The sequence below is a fragment of the Acinetobacter pollinis genome (assembly GCF_015627175.1).
Classification (GTDB): domain Bacteria; phylum Pseudomonadota; class Gammaproteobacteria; order Pseudomonadales; family Moraxellaceae; genus Acinetobacter; species Acinetobacter pollinis.
This window is the reverse complement of sequence record NZ_VTDQ01000002.1, coordinates 63,291-78,069: the sequence shown is the minus strand read 5'-3', so window position 1 is coordinate 78,069 and position 14,779 is coordinate 63,291. Positions and strand designations below refer to the sequence as shown.

Below are 14,779 nucleotides of genomic sequence, written 5' to 3'. Positions count from 1 at the left end.
CGTCAATGACCCAAATTTTGTTCTGTGTCATATTATGACTCCCAAGGTAAATATAAGCTAAAGGTTGTTTTTCCAGAGGTAGATTGGCAATCAATCATGCCGTTATGTTGGTGCATAATATTTTGAGCAATACTTAGGCCCAGTCCTGTTCCATTGGCACGTTTTGTAACTAGTGGGTAGAAAACTGACTCAATAATATCTTCAGGAATTCCTGGTCCATTGTCTTCTATATCTATACGAATCGCAGAGCGGTTGAGTACGCCGTTAATGGTGACCAGTCTTTGAATACGTGTTCTAAATGTAATTGTTGGTGTAGTTTGCTGTGCTTGAAAGAATGCTTTGTTCTCTAAAATAGCTTGGACTGCGTTAATACTAATATTTAACATCACTTGTATGAGTTGGTCACGATCTGCATTAACCACAGGGAGTGAGAGGTCATAGTCACGGATGATGTGAACCTTTTTCTTGGTTTGATTGGTTACAAGAGAGCGTACACGTTCTAATGGTTCGTGAATATTGACATCAACATAACTCGGTAACTGTCTTGAACCAAGCATAGTGTCGGCAAGCGTTCTTAATCGATCGACTTCACTAATAATAATTTCTGTAAACTCATCATATTTTTTATCATTTAGTGCTCTAGCGAGGAGCTGGGTTGCACCTCGAATGCCACCTAAAGGATTCTTAATCTCATGCGCCACGCCCCGAATTAGTTGACGAGTCACTTGATGTTGTTGGATTAAGTTTTCATCTTTTGTAATTTTAAGCATCCTTTCAATTGGAGTGAGCTCAATAATTAGAAATGGAGGAATGTTTTTTGAGGGTTGCACTTGAGAAACAGAATAATCTACATGAATGTCATTAAAGTTAACATTGATAATTGCTTCTCGACGTGTATAAGACTGCCCTTGGGTAAGTGTTTTTCTGAGTGCATCGTGCGTGTTAAATATATCGTTAGGAGTCTCTAGAATCTGTAGTGCAGGCATTCCAGATGCTCTAAGCAAACTTATGTCAAATAATGCTTCACACGAAGAATTTAAATAAAAAATATTTAGGTTGTCATCGACAAGCAATACAGCTGTTGTGAGATTATCCACAAGCATTCGGTAGTCAATAACCGGTGTCTGATTCATGTCTAACAGTCCTGAGTTTTAATGGTGCATATCGAAAGTAATCGGTTTTTTTATCCCTGTTATGGAACAAACTACAGTTTTAATCTTTCATCTAAATGCAATATCTACGCCAACTTTTGAATGAATAAAGACTAATATTTTAGTGCATTAAAATGAGTAAAATTACCTTTTGGTGCAAGTTAGAATATAAATGAGTTTTGTTTAGCTTATATTGCACATTTATGGTGCGCCAGTATTTTTTATAAATTTTACTGTATTATTTTAGTGCAATTAAAAAACTGTCGTTTTTAAACCTATGCTTATCGCTTGAAACGTCATACAATACGTGCATTCTAGTAGAGTGCAGAGTTTCATGAAGTCCCCCAAAGTCGGTTTTGTTTCTTTAGGTTGTCCTAAGGCATTGGTAGATTCTGAGCGTATTTTAACCCAGTTACGTACTGAGGGTTATCAGGTAGCATCAGATTATGATGGTGCTGATTTAGTTGTTGTAAATACTTGTGGCTTTATCGAGTCGGCAGTACAAGAGTCATTAGATGCAATTGGCGAAGCCATGAGCGAAAATGGTCGAGTCATTGTCACGGGATGCTTAGGTAAGGACGAAGATAAAATTCGTCAAATGCATCCAAACGTACTTAAAGTGACAGGCGCAGCAGCTTATCAGGATGTCATGGAAGCTGTACATGAATATGTGCCTGCACCACCAAAACATAATCCTTTTATTGACCTTGTTCCTGAACAGGGTATTCGTTTAACACCGAAACACTATGCTTATTTAAAAATATCTGAAGGATGTAACCATCGTTGTACCTTCTGTATTATTCCAAGCATGCGTGGTGATTTAGTGTCTCGTCCTGTAGGTTCTGTCCTAGAGGAAGCAGCAGCATTAAAGCGTTCTGGTGTAAAAGAAGTTTTGGTTATTTCTCAAGATACATCTGCATATGGGGTAGATACCAAATATAAGCTTGATTTTTGGAACGGGCAACCACTTAAAACTAAATTCTATGACATGTGTGAGGCATTAGGCCAACTGGGTATTTGGGTAAGATTACATTATGTGTATCCATATCCACATGTTGATGCAGTCATTGACCTCATGGCAGCAGGTAAGATTCTTCCTTATTTAGATATTCCATTCCAACATGCCAGCCCACGTATTTTAAAGCTGATGAAGCGTCCTGCACACAGCGAAAATACATTAGAAAGATTAAAACTTTGGCGTGAAAAATGTCCAGAGCTTGTGATTCGTTCAACATTTGTCGTTGGCTTCCCTGGTGAAACGGAAGAAGATTTTGAAATTCTTTTAGAGTGGTTAAAAGAAGCACAACTCGACCGTGTTGGTTGTTTCACATATTCGCCTGTTGAAGGTGCAACAGCAAATGACTTGCCTGACCATGTACCTGAAGAAGTGAAACAGTTGCGCTATGAACGATTTATGGAAGTCCAGCAAGAAATTTCTGCAGCAAAACTACAAAATCGTATTGGTCAGCAAATGACAGTACTTGTAGATAGTCTAGAAGAAGACTATCCAGTTGCGGTTGCACGCTCTTATGCCGATGCACCAGAAATTGATGGCAATGTATTTGTTGAAGATATTGATAAAAACCAAATCCATGTTGGTGATTTATTAAAAGTTGAAATTACTGCAGCAGATGAATATGACTTGTTTGCAAAGTTAATCGAAGTTCAAAAGAATTAAGAAAATTGAGAAATTTGGGAGAAGCATAATGGCAGATACAAACAGCCCACGTTATTCACGTATTTTATTAAAGCTTTCAGGTGAAGCGCTTTCAGGTAACCGCGAAATGGGTATTGATGCTCAGGTACTTGATCAAATGTCTTTATCTATTGCGCATTTGGTCGGACTCGGTGTACAAGTTGGTATCGTTGTTGGCGGTGGTAACTTATATCGTGGTAGTCAGCTCCAAAAGGATGGTCTCGTTGGGCGTGTGACAGGTGACCAAATGGGTATGCTGGCGACAGTGATGAATGGTTTGGCTCTGCGTGATGCTTTGGTTCGCCGTAATATTAAAACACGGTTAATGTCTGCACTTTCGATTGGTACTGTAGTCGAGTCTTATTCAAGCCGCGATGCAATCCGTCATTTAAATAATGGTGAGGTATGTGTATTTGTTGCAGGAACAGGTAATCCATTCTTTACGACAGATACAGCTGCATGTTTACGTGGTATTGAAATTGAAGCAGATTTAATCTTAAAAGCCACTAAAGTAGATGGTGTATATAATAAAGACCCGAGCAAATATGATGATGCTGTAAAGTATGATCATTTAACTTTTGATCAGGTACTAGATGAAAAACTAGGTGTAATGGACTTAACGGCGATTTGTTTGTGTCGTGATCATGATGCGCAATTGCATGTGTTTGATATGAATAAGTCTGGTGCATTGCTTTCAGTTGTGATGGGTGAAAAAGAAGGTACTCACGTTACTAAATAATGTACGTGAGCGCTAAAGCTCTTTATACTAACGGCAAATTTAGTTTTATCTTTTATAAAGTAAGGAAGATCATATGATTAACGATCTCAAAAAAGACAGCGAACAACGCATGCAAAAATCGATTGAAGCTTTGGAACAAGGTTTCGCGAAAGTACGCACAGGTCGCGCGCACCCATCTATTTTAAATGGCGTCATGGTGTCTTATTATGGATCAGACGTTCCATTAAACCAAGTTGCTAACGTAAGTGCTGAAGATTCACGTACATTATTGGTTCAACCATTTGAGCGTCAAATGGTTTCTACAATTGATAAAGCAATTCGTGAAAGCGATTTGGGCTTAAACCCAATTACTGCAGATGCAATTCGTGTACCTTTACCAGCTTTAACAGAAGAAACACGCCGTGATATGCAAAAAATTGCACGTAATGAAGCAGAAGGTGCAAAAATTGCTATTCGTAATATACGTCGTGATGTATTAGGTGATATTAAATCATTACTTAAAGAAAAAGAAATTTCTGAAGATGATGAGCGTCGTGCAAGTGATGATATTCAAAAAATCACAGACAAATATGTTGCAGAAGTTGATAAGCGTCTAGCAGATAAAGAAGCTGAATTGTTAAAGGTTTAATGAATGACGACGCTTGAAGACATTCATTTACCTCAACATGTTGCCATCATTATGGATGGCAACAACCGTTTTGCTAAAAAGAATCACCTCCCAAAAGGAGATGGGCATCGAGAAGGCAAAACAATTTTAGATCCGATTGTTGAATATTGTCGTAAAGTTGGTGTTCAAGCACTTACAGTTTTTGCTTTTTCTAGTGAAAACTGGAAAAGACCTCAGGCTGAAGTTGATTTATTGATGCTCTTACTTGAGCAAACAATTCATGAACAAATTCCTCGAATGATTAAGTTTGAAATCGCTTTACGTTTTATTGGCGATCGCAGCTGTTTACCATTACATTTGCAAAAATTATTTGAAGAAGCAGAGCAAAAAACAGCACATTTCACCAAAATGACTTTAGCAATAGCTATTAGTTATGGTGGTCACTGGGACATTGCAGATAGTGCGAAGAGAATTGCACAAGACGTTTTAGATAAAAAAGTGAGTGTTGATCAGATCAATACTGATCTTATGGCTCAGTATATTTCTTTGGGAGATCTTCCACCTGTTGACTTATTAATTCGAACAGGCGGAGATTATCGTATATCTAATTTTCTGCTCTGGCAGTTGGCATATGCTGAATTGTATTTTACAAAAGTATTGTGGCCTGAGTTCAGTGTTCAAGATTTACAAGAAGCATTTTCTGTATTTTCTGAAAGAGAGCGCCGATTTGGTAAAACCTCTGAACAAATCCAACAAGATAAAATTGAGAATTAATTCATATGTTTGAGCGGATAAAAACCGCATTGGTCTTGGTTGCAGTTGTTTTGAGTTGTATGTTTGCAACCTCATCCCATTATCCGATGCTTGCCTTAATGTTAGTTGCAGCTGGAGTTGGTGGGTATGAGTGGGGGAAACTCATGCCTAGGCAAGTGCAAACCCATCATCTAAATTTTACTTATATTTACGCATTTTGCATGGTAATTATTGCAAGTATTACGCTCTATTTTAGAGATATTGCATTTTTACTTTGGTGTGTTTCTATTTGCATTTGGTTGTTAAGTATTTACTGTGTGAAAAACTATCCCAAGTTTGATGGTTGGTACAATAAGGGATTAAATACAGTAGGTATTGTACTTATCTGTTCTGCTGTAACCTCAATTTATTATGTCTGGATTAATTCACCTTGGTGGTTAATGTATCTGTTCCTGCTTGTGTGGGGTGCAGACAGTGGGGCTTATTTTGTAGGTCGAAAGTTAGGCCGTCGCAAAATGGTGCCTAATGTTAGTCCGAATAAATCTATCGAAGGGCTTATCGGTGGACTGTGTACTTCTGTTCTCATTGTGATGGTCGTACAGCTACATTATTTACATCTTTCATTAAGAGATCACCTTCTATTTCTCTCATTATCTATTGTCACAGTACTTGGTTCTGTTTTGGGAGATTTATTTGAATCTATGATTAAACGTCGTGTAGGCGTTAAAGATTCAGGAAGTATCTTACCTGGTCATGGTGGTGTGTTAGATCGTATAGACTCTCTTTTAGCAGCAGCTCCAATTTTTGCTGCAGGCGTATATCTCCTTAAATTAATTGGCGTTGATTTATGAAGCAGTCAGTTTGTATCTTAGGAGCTACAGGCTCTATAGGGCAAAGTACTTTAAAAGTTTTAGAAAAGCATCCAGAAAAATATAATGTATTTGCAGTGACAGCCCATAGTCGACTTAATGCATTGGTTGAGATTTGTATTAAATTTAAACCGCAAGTTGTTGTTGTGCCAGAGTGTAAGAAAGACGAAGCTGATCAATTATTTAAATTATATAATATTGATAAAATAGAAATACTTACGGGTGACCAAGGGCTCATAACAGTTGCTTCACATAAAGATGTAGACATCGTAATGGCCGCGATTGTTGGTGCCGCTGGTCTATTGCCAACATTGGCAGCAGTTAAAACTGGTAAGCGGGTTTTACTTGCAAATAAAGAATCATTGGTCATGTCTGGTGATTTAATGATGCAAGAGGCAAAACAAAATAATGCATTACTATTGCCTGTAGATTCTGAACACAATGCAATATTTCAATGTCTTCCAGAACAATATATGCAAGTCCAAAGAAGTGGAGTTCCTGAACTGGGTGTATCTAGAGTTCTGCTCACTGCCTCAGGTGGTCCTTTCTTGAATATTCCAATTGATCGACTAGAACATGTTACACCAAGCCAAGCTTGCAAACACCCTAATTGGTCAATGGGACAAAAAATTTCTGTAGATTCTGCGACCTTAATGAATAAAGGTTTAGAGTTGATAGAAGCATGTCATCTATTTGCAATTTCAGAGCGGTTTGTTACAGTGGTTGTTCATCCACAAAGTATTATCCATTCTATGGTTCAATACATTGATGGCTCTACAATTGCACAGATGGGTAATCCTGATATGTGTACGCCGATTGCCCACGCTTTAGCATGGCCTGAAAGAATAAATGCAGGAGTTGCACCATTAGATTTATTTGTGAATCATCATCTTGATTTTCAAGAACCTGATTTAGAAAAATTTCCAGCATTAAATTTATGTAGAGAAGCAATGAAAGCTGGGGGAACAGCACCTGCAATATTGAATGCAGCAAATGAAATTGCAGTTGAGAGTTTCTTAAAAGAAAAAATCAGCTTTACACATATTCCATATATTGTAGAAGCAACTTTAAACTGTATAGAGAATACAAAAGCGGATGCTTTAGATGTTATTTTAGAGGCTGATCAAGCAGCACGTAAAATAGCAACCTCATATGTTATAAAAATGGGAAAATAATTAGTGAATGTGCTTTTTATTGTTTTAGCAGCAATTCTACTTTTAGGGCCACTCATTGCAATTCATGAATTTGGTCATTATTGGGTTGCTAGACGTTTAGGTGTTAAAGTCTTGGTATACTCAATTGGTTTTGGGCCGACTTTACTTAAATGGGTTTCAAAAAAGTCAGGTATAGAATATAAAATTTCAGCACTCCCATTGGGTGGCTATGTCAAAATGTTAGATGAAAGAGAAGGTCAAGTTTCATCTGAAGATTTGCCATATGCTTTTAATAGACAATCTCCATGGAAAAGAATTGCTATTGTTGCTGCTGGTCCTTTAATTAATTTATTATTCGCAGTGATATTGTTTTGGTTATTATTCCTACCAACACAAGAGCAGTTGAGCACAAAAATAGGAAAAGTACTCCCTAATACATCGGCATCTCAAGTGGGTTTGCAAGTTGGTGATAAAATAACAGCAATTGATGGTAAGCCTGTAACAACATGGGAGGCCTTAAATTTTGCATTGGTCAGTCGCGCAGGAGAAACAGGAAGTATTGAGGTACAAGCAGAACATAATGGCACTTTAAAGCTTTATCATTTACCTATTGAAAATTTTATTAAAAATCAAACTCAATCTTCTATTGAACAACTAGGATTTTTACCATATAGGCCTAAAGTTGAACCCATTATCTCTAAACTAAGTGAAGATGGTGCGGCAATTCGGCAAGGTGTACAGGTAGGTGATCATATTTTATCAATTAATGGTATTAAAACACCAGATTGGTTCGATGTTGTAGATATTGTACAAAAATCTCCTGAAAAACTTCTAAATATTCAAATTCTACGTCAAGGAAAAGTACACAATTTAGAAGTCATGCCTCAAGGTAAAAAAGATGATATGGGTAATATGGTCGGAATGCTTGGGGTTCAAAGTAATATAGGAAAGATCACTATTCCTAATGACTATAAACAGACGATAAAATATACACCTGTGGAAGCATTTACGAAAGCAGTAAATAAAACAGCAGAAATATCTGGCATGATGCTTAATTCTGTTGTGAAAATGATTCGTGGTTTAATTGGCCTAGAAAACTTGTCTGGACCAATAACAATTGCTAAGGTGGCAGGTCAGAGTGCTGAAATGGGTTGGCAAACTTTCATTTCATTCATGGCACTTATGAGCGTAAGTCTAGGTATTCTAAATTTGCTACCTATACCAATGCTTGATGGCGGACATCTGGTTTATTATTTTATTGAAGCAATTAGAGGAAAACCTGTTTCAGAACAAGTACAGTTAATCGGTCTTAAAATCGGTATGGTGTTGCTTGGTAGCATGATGATTCTAGCTTTATTTAATGATTTTATGCGCTTATAACAGGGTTAACAAATATTCAACTTAGTGGAAAAAAATAGGCATGCGTCACACACATCTTTTTATGCCTCTGGCACTGATTAGTGCAATGGCAGCAGTACAACAGGCTTATGCAGCAGATGAATTTATCGCACGTGATATAAAATTTGATGGATTAGTGCGTTTAGTACCTGCCAATGTAGCTAGTATGTTACCCATTAAAAGCGGTGATCGTGTTAATGATGTAACGCTAAATAGCGCAATACATACATTATATGACACGGGACTTTTTGATGATATTAAAGCAAATCAGCAACCTGATGGAACTTTATTGTTTCAAGTTGTTGAACGTCCGATCATTGCTAAAGTTGAGTTTAAAGGAAATAAACTTATTCCTAAAGAAGCTCTGCAAGATGGCTTAAAAAAGATGGGACTTTCTGAAGGCGAAGTATTAAAACCTTCTTTATTGCAAAATATCGAAACTGAATTAGAACAACAATATATTCAGCAAGGTCGTTACGACGCAAAAGTTACAATTGACAAAACAGCTAGACCTAATAATCGTGTTGACCTCACTTTAAATTTTGAAGAAGGTAAAGCTGCTCGTGTTGTTGAAGTAAATGTTGTGGGTAATAAAGTTTTCAATGATGACGAAATTAAACAAGCGTTTGCATTGAAAGAAGGAAGCTGGTATTCGATTATTACCAACAATGATCGCTTCGCAAAAGAACGTATGGCTGCAAGTTTAGATGCTTTACGTGCATTATATTTAAATAATGGTTATGTTAATTTTGAAGTGAACTCTTCAGACTTGAATATTAATGATGATAAACGCAAAGTTTTTGTGAATGTCTCTTTAACTGAAGGCCAGCAGTTCAAAGTAGGTACAACCAAATTCTTAGGCGACACACTATTTAAACCTGAAGAGCTAAGAACTTTACAGGTCTATAAACAAGGTGAAGTCTATTCTCAAGAAAAAATTGATGCAGTAAAGAACTTACTTTTAAGAAAGTATGGTAATGCTGGTTATTATTTTGCACAAGTGAATTTAGTACCGCAGATTGATAACGAGAATAAAGTTGTTAATGTCGTTTATTATATTAACCCAGGTCAGCAAGTAACTATTCGTCGTATTAACTTTATGGGGAATACGAAAACAGCAGATAATGTATTACGTCGTGAAATGCGTCAAATGGAAGGTGCTCTAGCAAGTAATGAAAAAATTGATTTATCTAAAATTCGTTTGCAAAGAACTGGTTATTTCAAGACTGTAGATATTAAACCTGTTCGAATTCCAGGTGTTCCTGATCAAGTCGATTTAGATGTAAACGTAGAAGAGCAGCATTCAGGTACCAGTACACTTGCTATTGGCTATTCGCAAAGCGGTGGTATTACGTATCAAGCAGGTATTAGTCAATCTAACTTCTTAGGTACAGGTAATAGCGTTGGTTTAGATTTTACGAAATCTTCTTATTCAACATATTATAATTTATCAGTGACTGATCCATATTTTACAATTGATGGTGTAAGTGCTGGTTATAATCTTTATTACCGTGAAACGAAACCTTATGAAGATTATCACGTAAGTGATTACTATTCTAAAGCACTTGGTGCGAGTGCGAGCCTCTCTTATCCTATTGATGAAAACCAAAGTATTAGTGGGTCTTTAGGAATTGAAAACAATAAGATCACGACTGATATCTATGGTTCAATTGCTTATGGTGGTTATTTACAAGCACACGATGGCAAAATCAAAAATACAACGACTACAACTGCGGGTACTTATAACCAGTATGAAGGTACATACTTAAATTATTTAGCGAATTTAGGTTGGTCTTTTAATACTCTCGATCGCCCAATGTTCCCTCGCTCTGGTCAGCTACATGCAGTAAACTTAGAAGTTTCATTGCCTGGTGGCGATGCAGAATATCAAAAGCTTACCTATAGTGGTCAAGTCTTTTTCCCTATAGGTAAAGGTTTTGGCGCACGTGCCTATGGCAAAGTGGGTTATGGCCATGATTTACCATTCTGGAAAAACTTCTATGCAGGTGGTTGGGGTTCTGTGCGTGGCTATGAAGATAATACGCTCGGCCCACGTTACCCAGGCGAATACTATAGCGGTACACAAACGACAGACTACAATAAAGACCCAGTGGGTGGGAATGCACTGGTTCAATTTGGCTCTGAGTTAATTCTACCTGTACCATCGAAGGGCGACTGGGCTCAAAATGTACGTCCAACACTTTTTGTTGAAGGTGGACAAACATTTGATACTGAGTGTAAAAATATTCCAGATTTTTATGATGGAACGACTAAGGTAAGCGGTCGTCAATATTGTAAAGATAACTATGGATTTGATTTAAGTAATTTACGCTACAGTGCTGGTGTTGGGTTGACTTGGAACACAATGATTGGTCCATTATCAATTAGTTATGCGTATCCATTGAACAAAAAAGATGGCGACAATACGCAAAATGTACAATTCCAAATTGGCCGTACTTTCTAAAAGTACTGCCTTTTTAATAAATTAACTTTAGAAGGACTCGAAAATGAAAAAATTAGCAACAGCAATTTTATTTGCAAGCACAACTGTGGCAACTTTAGCAAATGCAGCGGGTTATGGCGTGGTAGATATGCAACGTGTTGTTGATAGCAGCAGCTACCTAAAGCAGCAAAATGCTACATTACAACAATCTGTAAAGCCAAGTGCAGCACGTGCGGAACAATTGAATAAAGAAATTCAAGAGTTGCAAGAAAAAGCAGCAAATGCAAAGCCTGCTGAAGTGCAACAATTGAAAACTCAATATGAATCGAAAGTGAATGAAATTAATACACTAGAGCAAAGTATTCAACAAAAAGTACAATCGACTTCACAAAGTACAAGTCAAACATTTACAACACGTGTTCAGCAAGCAGCAGAGCAGTTACGTAAAGAAGGCAACTTAGATGTTGTACTTAATAAAACAGCTGCACTTGCATACGACAACAATAGTGATTTAACTGATAAAATGATTCAAAAGGTTAATGCAATTAGATAATCAATGAATCAAAAGCACTATAAATTAGAACAGTTAGCTCACTTTATTCAAGGTGAGCTGATTGGTAATCCTGAATTAGATATACACGGACTTGCAAGCTTAGCGTTTGCAACTGATAAAAACATTTCTTTTGTAAATGGCGAGAAGTATTTAGAGCAAGCGAAATGTTCTAAGGCGGGTGTACTCATTGTTACTGAAGAATTGAAAGATCATTTGTCTTCAAATTTTTCCAATTTTTTGGTAGTTAAAGATCCATATCTTGCTTTTGCAACATTAACGCATGTTTTTGAGCCTAAAAGAGAACAGTTCTGTATAGAAAGTACTGCACAAATTCATCCTTCAGCAATTATCTCTGATAGTGCCTATATTGGTCACTATGTTGTGATCAATGAAAATTGTGTTGTTGGAGATGGGACAGTAATTGAGTCACATAGCAAGATAGATACAGGTGTTGAAATAGGTCAGCATTGCTTTATCGACTCACATGTGACAATTACAGGGTTTTCCAAGATAGGAAATAATGTAAGAATCCATGCAAATACAGTGATCGGTGGAGAAGGCTTTGGTTTTGCACCTTACCAGGGTCAATGGCATCGAATTGCCCAGCTTGGATCTGTTATTATTGGAAATAATGTACGTATTGGCTCAAACTGTAGTATCGATCGTGGTGCATTAGACGATACCGTTCTATCAAATGGCGTTATTATTGATAATCTTGTGCAAATTGCTCATAACGTGCATATTGGTGAGAATACAGCTATTGCTGCAAAAACTGGAATAGCTGGAAGTACAGTGATTGGCAAAAACTGCATTCTAGCAGGTGCATGTGGCGTGGCTGGTCATATAAAAATTGCTGATAATGTGACATTAACAGGAATGTCAATGGTCACAAAAAGTATTTTTGAAGCTGGAACATATTCTTCTGGCACAGGGTTATTTGAAAGTGGTCAATGGCGAAGAACAATTGTCCGCTTAAGACAATTAGCAGATGTGCCATTGACGAAAGTCATCAAACGCCTAGATCATATACAGACTCAAGTAGAGTCAATTGAATCAAATTTAAAGATGCGTAAGTAATATGGTCACAGAATCTCAAAAAACAAGTCAAAACAAACCTGAATTGCCAATGAGCATTCAGCAAATCCGAGAGTATTTACCACATCGTTATCCATTTTTATTGGTCGATCGTGTTGTAGAAATTTCTGATAATAGCATTGTTGGCTATAAAAACGTTTCTATTAATGAAGAGTTTTTACAAGGACATTTTCCAGAATATCCAATTATGCCAGGCGTCCTAATTATTGAGGCTTTGGCACAAATTTCTGGTATTTTAGGCTTTGTTATGAATGATGTAAAACCTACACCAGGTTCATTGTTCTTATTTGCAGGTGCCGAAAAAATTCGTTTTAAAAAACAGGTTGTTGCAGGCGATCAATTGGTTCTAAAATCAGAGCTTGTTATGCAAAAACGTGGTATTTATAAGTATAGCTGTACAGCATCTGTTGATGGCGTTGTGGCAACAACAGCTGAAATTATTATCTCTCATCAGAAAATATAGAGCAGGCATGAGCAATACTGAATATATTCATCCCACTGCAATCATTGACCCATCTGCTGTCATTGCATCAGATGTAAAAATAGGACCATATTGTGTTATTGGTCCTCATGTCACTATTGGTTCGGGTACAAAGCTTCATTCACACGTTGTTGTCGGCGGATATACTCGTATTGGTTCCCATAATGAAATTTTTCAATTTGCAAGTGTTGGTGAAGTTTGTCAGGACTTGAAATACAAAGGTGAAGAAACTTGGTTGGAAATCGGTGACTATAATATTATCCGAGAACACTCAAGCTTACATCGTGGGACAATACAGGATCATAGCCTTACAAAAATAGGTAGCCATAATTTACTGATGGTAAATACTCATATTGCGCACGATTGTCAAGTTGGCGATCATAATGTATTTGCAAATAATGTGGGTGTCGCAGGTCATGTTCATATTGGTCATCATGTTGTTATTGGTGGAAATTCTGGTATTCACCAATTTTGTAAAATAGATTCTTATAGTATGGTTGGTGGTGCATCACTCATATTAAAAGATGTCCCAGCATATATGATGGTTTCAGGGAATCCAGCTCATGCCTTTGGCCTAAATGTTGAAGGGATGAAGCGTAGAAACTGGTCGAAGGAAACAATAGGTGGCTTAAGAAGCTGCTTTAAATTGATTTATAAAGATGGTTTAACGACAAAAGAAGCGATAGATCGAATTCGTAACGATATACTGCCTAATGTACAAGAAGCTCAACTGCTTTTAGATTCTCTTGAACAATCAAAACGAGGTATTGTACGTTAATTTGCGTTTAATACATCTGAAAAGGGCTAAACATACATATGTTTAGCCCTTTTTATTTTAAGACTTGAAGTAAGTTGCTTCTTTAGATTTTGGATATTTAGATAAAATTTGTTGCTTATAGAGTTTTGCTGAAACCGTATTGTGATCTACTTCTTTAGCTATGCTATAGAGTTGATAGAGTGCTCGAGAGGATTTTTCAGATTGAGGGTATTGTTTAGCAACTATCTCATAGTTTTGTTTTGCTACACTGTAATTAGCTGGTTCAATTGCAAGATTAAACTCGGCTAACCAAAAGTGTGCATTGGCAATATATACGCTTTTCGGATAGCTTTTTATGAAGCTCTCCATAGGGGAAATAGCTTGTTTTGCACCACCTTGTTTATAAGCAGTTAATGCCAGTGTATAAGCATCTTTCTCACTATCTACTTTTTTAGATTGAGTTGTATCTTCTTTTTTATCTTTAGATGGCATTGTTGTGCCATTATCTGGTGCTGGTGCTGGTGCTGGTGCTGGTGCTGGTGCTGGTGCTGGTGTACTACTATCAGAACTTGCTGGTTCAGAAGCTGTAGAGTTTTCATCTGAGTCTGCTTTCTGTTCTAAAATTTGCAATCTTTGATCTAAATTAGAGTAATGATTTTCTAAATCTTTTTTTAATTGCTGTATGGTGTGTTCATCTTCTTCTAAAGCACCTCTTAGGCGTCTTACTTCTTCCTCGAGTCTTTCATTTTGTTGCATAAGTTGCCAGTTTAAATTTGCTGGCGTAACTGTACTATCAGGTGTTGTAGTTGTTGACGGAGTCGATGCCGTTGATGAAGCATTCTGACTTAAACTGACGCTTTCAATTGGTGCTGCATATGCTAAAGATACACAAATAAAAGGAAGAAGTACGTAACGATATTTAAAAAAATTCATATTAGAACCCAAGAAAGAGTTAGATATATTTATCAATTTTAAGGTGGTTAATGCAATAAGTATTTACAAACTTTCAGCATTTTAAATGATTTGGATTAAAAGTGATCGTTTAAGTGGTTTTTGAGTTAATATTGATTTATTAGTAATCAA

At 36.8% G+C, this 14,779-nt stretch carries 14 protein-coding genes; 12 read left to right on the top strand and 2 right to left on the bottom strand.

The annotated features are described in order from the left end of the window. Positions 1-32: 32 nt before the first annotated feature. Entirely contained in the window at positions 33-1,133 is a 1,101-nt protein-coding gene (gene glnL, locus I2F23_RS01285; RefSeq protein WP_195770783.1) for a nitrogen regulation protein NR(II), read from the bottom strand. A 352-nt stretch (positions 1,134-1,485) separates the two neighbouring features. Between glnL and rimO the strand changes: the two genes are divergently transcribed. The 12 genes from rimO (at position 1,486) to lpxA (ending at position 13,717) form a co-directional block, all read left to right on the top strand. Continuing rightward, positions 1,486-2,829, top strand: coding sequence for a 30S ribosomal protein S12 methylthiotransferase RimO (gene rimO, locus I2F23_RS01280; protein WP_195770782.1), 1,344 nt, complete (start codon positions 1,486-1,488; stop codon positions 2,827-2,829). Between the two features lie 28 nt (positions 2,830-2,857). Next, positions 2,858-3,586, top strand: a complete 729-nt coding sequence (pyrH, locus tag I2F23_RS01275; protein WP_195770781.1) for a UMP kinase — start codon at positions 2,858-2,860, stop codon at positions 3,584-3,586. A gap of 73 nt (positions 3,587-3,659) precedes the next feature. Continuing rightward, positions 3,660-4,214, top strand: a complete 555-nt coding sequence (gene frr, locus I2F23_RS01270) for a ribosome recycling factor (RefSeq protein ID WP_195770780.1) — start codon at positions 3,660-3,662, stop codon at positions 4,212-4,214. A 3-nt stretch (positions 4,215-4,217) separates the two neighbouring features. Next, positions 4,218-4,967, top strand: a complete 750-nt coding sequence (gene uppS / locus I2F23_RS01265; protein WP_195770779.1) for a polyprenyl diphosphate synthase — start codon at positions 4,218-4,220, stop codon at positions 4,965-4,967. A gap of 5 nt (positions 4,968-4,972) precedes the next feature. Beyond that, positions 4,973-5,797 (top strand): phosphatidate cytidylyltransferase, encoded by an 825-nt coding sequence (locus I2F23_RS01260; protein ID WP_195770778.1) that lies wholly within the window; start codon positions 4,973-4,975, stop codon positions 5,795-5,797. Next, the gene (gene ispC / locus I2F23_RS01255; protein ID WP_195770777.1) at positions 5,794-6,990 is read left to right on the top strand and encodes a 1-deoxy-D-xylulose-5-phosphate reductoisomerase; all 1,197 of its coding nucleotides are present in this window, start codon (positions 5,794-5,796) and stop codon (positions 6,988-6,990) included. Before I2F23_RS01260 ends, ispC begins: the two co-directional genes overlap by 4 nt. 3 nt (positions 6,991-6,993) lie before the next feature. Continuing rightward, positions 6,994-8,349: an RIP metalloprotease RseP gene (gene rseP, locus I2F23_RS01250; protein ID WP_195770776.1), complete on the top strand. Its 1,356-nt coding sequence runs from the start codon at positions 6,994-6,996 to the stop codon at positions 8,347-8,349. 40 nt (positions 8,350-8,389) lie between these two features. Then, entirely contained in the window at positions 8,390-10,831 is a 2,442-nt protein-coding gene (gene bamA / locus I2F23_RS01245; RefSeq protein ID WP_195770775.1) for an outer membrane protein assembly factor BamA, read from the top strand. 43 nt (positions 10,832-10,874) lie between these two features. Beyond that, on the top strand, positions 10,875-11,363 hold the full coding sequence (locus I2F23_RS01240) for an OmpH family outer membrane protein (protein WP_195770774.1): 489 nt from the start codon (positions 10,875-10,877) through the stop codon (positions 11,361-11,363). Between the two features lie 3 nt (positions 11,364-11,366). Continuing rightward, positions 11,367-12,440 (top strand): UDP-3-O-(3-hydroxymyristoyl)glucosamine N-acyltransferase, encoded by a 1,074-nt coding sequence (lpxD, locus tag I2F23_RS01235; RefSeq protein WP_195770773.1) that lies wholly within the window; start codon positions 11,367-11,369, stop codon positions 12,438-12,440. 1 nt (position 12,441) lies between these two features. Next, positions 12,442-12,921, top strand: coding sequence for a 3-hydroxyacyl-ACP dehydratase FabZ (gene fabZ / locus I2F23_RS01230; protein ID WP_195770772.1), 480 nt, complete (start codon positions 12,442-12,444; stop codon positions 12,919-12,921). A gap of 7 nt (positions 12,922-12,928) precedes the next feature. Beyond that, entirely contained in the window at positions 12,929-13,717 is a 789-nt protein-coding gene (gene lpxA / locus I2F23_RS01225) for an acyl-ACP--UDP-N-acetylglucosamine O-acyltransferase (protein ID WP_195770771.1), read from the top strand. A gap of 57 nt (positions 13,718-13,774) precedes the next feature. On the opposite strand, the gene I2F23_RS01220 is transcribed toward lpxA, so the two are convergent. After that, positions 13,775-14,629 carry a YbgF trimerization domain-containing protein gene (locus I2F23_RS01220; RefSeq protein WP_195770770.1) on the bottom strand — a complete coding sequence of 285 codons (855 nt, stop codon included), beginning with the start codon at positions 14,627-14,629 and terminating at the stop codon, positions 13,775-13,777. Between the last annotated feature and the right edge of the window lie 150 nt (positions 14,630-14,779).

Bases quoted from the DNA above. Each gene is read 5' to 3' on its own strand.
- I2F23_RS01240 (WP_195770774.1), top strand. From the start codon at position 10,875: ATGAAAAAATTAGCAACAGCAATTTTATTTGCAAGCACAACTGTGGCA.
- lpxA (WP_195770771.1), top strand. From the start codon at position 12,929: ATGAGCAATACTGAATATATTCATCCCACTGCAATCATTGACCCATCT.
- glnL (WP_195770783.1), bottom strand. From the start codon at position 1,133: ATGAATCAGACACCGGTTATTGACTACCGAATGCTTGTGGATAATCTC.
- ispC (WP_195770777.1), top strand. From the start codon at position 5,794: ATGAAGCAGTCAGTTTGTATCTTAGGAGCTACAGGCTCTATAGGGCAA.
- rimO (WP_195770782.1), top strand. From the start codon at position 1,486: ATGAAGTCCCCCAAAGTCGGTTTTGTTTCTTTAGGTTGTCCTAAGGCA.
- I2F23_RS01220 (WP_195770770.1), bottom strand. From the start codon at position 14,629: ATGAATTTTTTTAAATATCGTTACGTACTTCTTCCTTTTATTTGTGTA.
- frr (WP_195770780.1), top strand. From the start codon at position 3,660: ATGATTAACGATCTCAAAAAAGACAGCGAACAACGCATGCAAAAATCG.
- lpxD (WP_195770773.1), top strand. From the start codon at position 11,367: ATGAATCAAAAGCACTATAAATTAGAACAGTTAGCTCACTTTATTCAA.
- fabZ (WP_195770772.1), top strand. From the start codon at position 12,442: ATGGTCACAGAATCTCAAAAAACAAGTCAAAACAAACCTGAATTGCCA.
- bamA (WP_195770775.1), top strand. From the start codon at position 8,390: ATGCGTCACACACATCTTTTTATGCCTCTGGCACTGATTAGTGCAATG.
- I2F23_RS01260 (WP_195770778.1), top strand. From the start codon at position 4,973: ATGTTTGAGCGGATAAAAACCGCATTGGTCTTGGTTGCAGTTGTTTTG.
- uppS (WP_195770779.1), top strand. From the start codon at position 4,218: ATGACGACGCTTGAAGACATTCATTTACCTCAACATGTTGCCATCATT.
- pyrH (WP_195770781.1), top strand. From the start codon at position 2,858: ATGGCAGATACAAACAGCCCACGTTATTCACGTATTTTATTAAAGCTT.